Consider the following 1,301-nt stretch of genomic DNA (forward strand, 5'->3'; position numbering starts at 1 on the left):
TGTTTAGGCCTTGATGAGGCAACATATGCGAACCTAGCAGCCTCACTGCTTTGACTATCAATCCAACTGCGCCAATGAGAACCAGGCTGCCCACCTGCGCGTGCCGTTGAAATTAGCATGGTGACATCGTGTGTTTCGCCTTTCGCTCCATGAATTGTAGTCTTTCGGTGCAATGTTGTTGTTTTAGTTGTTTGTCCTAAAAATGTGTCAACTTGGTTGCCTGCTTGACCAGAGGGCGATGCCAAATTTACATTATTTAGTGGGGATATGACTTGGGCAATCTCTTGTATGATGAACTTTTGACTTGATAGGTTTCGAACTAATGTCTTAGCACTACGTACCCAATTTGACCAAGAACCTGTCATTTGTTTTAGGTTATTATTGGTGAAATACTTAAGTGATGATGCATATTTCGGAGCATTCCGATCAGTCATTTCGGGATTATCCGATCACCCATTTCGGTTTAAACCGATCACTGATTCCGCGATTATCCGATCACTTTTAGCCTAACTCCGAAATCGGTGATCGGAATAGCGAAAACCCCGATCGGAATGCCCGAAATCCTTCCTTTTTCTCTTTTAAATCAATAGCTCGCTATTCTTTACTTCTTAAACAAGAACGTAAGGAAGCGACCATGGCCAAAAAGAGAACTCCAATGAACAAAATCAAAGAGGTATTACGCCTTAAGTACGACTGCGGTCTCTCCAATCGCAGCATCGCTTCTTGCCTGAAACTCGGCCCCTCCACCATCTCGGAACTCCTGACTCGCTTTAAACAAAGCCAACTTGGTTGGCCTCTACCCGAAAGTTGCAGCGATGCTGATCTCACGCAAGCGCTGTATCACGGCAAGAAAGCCAGTCGCGATAAAGTCATGCCAGACTTCACGCAATACGCAGTCGAACTCAGACGTAAAGGCATGACGAAGATGTTGCTCTGGCAGGAATATCATGAGCAATATCAAGAGAAAGCTTACGCTTACACTCAGTTCTGCGAGCACTTCACTCGCTGGTTCAAAACGCAAAAGCGCAGCATGCGCCAGCTTCATGTGGCGGGTGATAAGTTGTTTATCGACTACTGTGGGCCGAGGCTTCAGGTAGTCAACCCTGACACAGGCGAAGTGCGCGAAGCCGAAGTGTTCGTGGCGACCTTAGGTGCATCCAATTACACCTATGTTGAAGCCTTCCCGAGTCAAGGTAAGTCTTACTGGTTAGAAGCGCATGCGAATGCGTTCGAACACTTCGGCGGTGTACCACAGCTCTTGGTTCCCGATAATCTGCGCAGTGCGGTCACCAAAGCCAATC

The 1,301-nt window shown here is 47.0% G+C and carries 1 protein-coding gene and 1 pseudogene; one reads left to right on the plus strand and one right to left on the minus strand.

Annotation, left to right across the window (positions count from 1 at the left end; translation table 11 throughout):
• Positions 1-434, minus strand: a pseudogene (locus R8O11_RS24880) (ATP-dependent helicase); the annotation flags it as partial.
• Positions 435-634: 200 nt separating this feature from the next.
• Between R8O11_RS24880 and istA the strand changes: the two are divergent.
• The coding region (istA, locus tag R8O11_RS24885; protein WP_318194562.1) for an IS21 family transposase at positions 635-1,301 on the plus strand (667 nt) is incomplete at its 3' end.

The sequence above is a fragment of the Vibrio sp. 1288 genome (assembly GCF_033344475.1).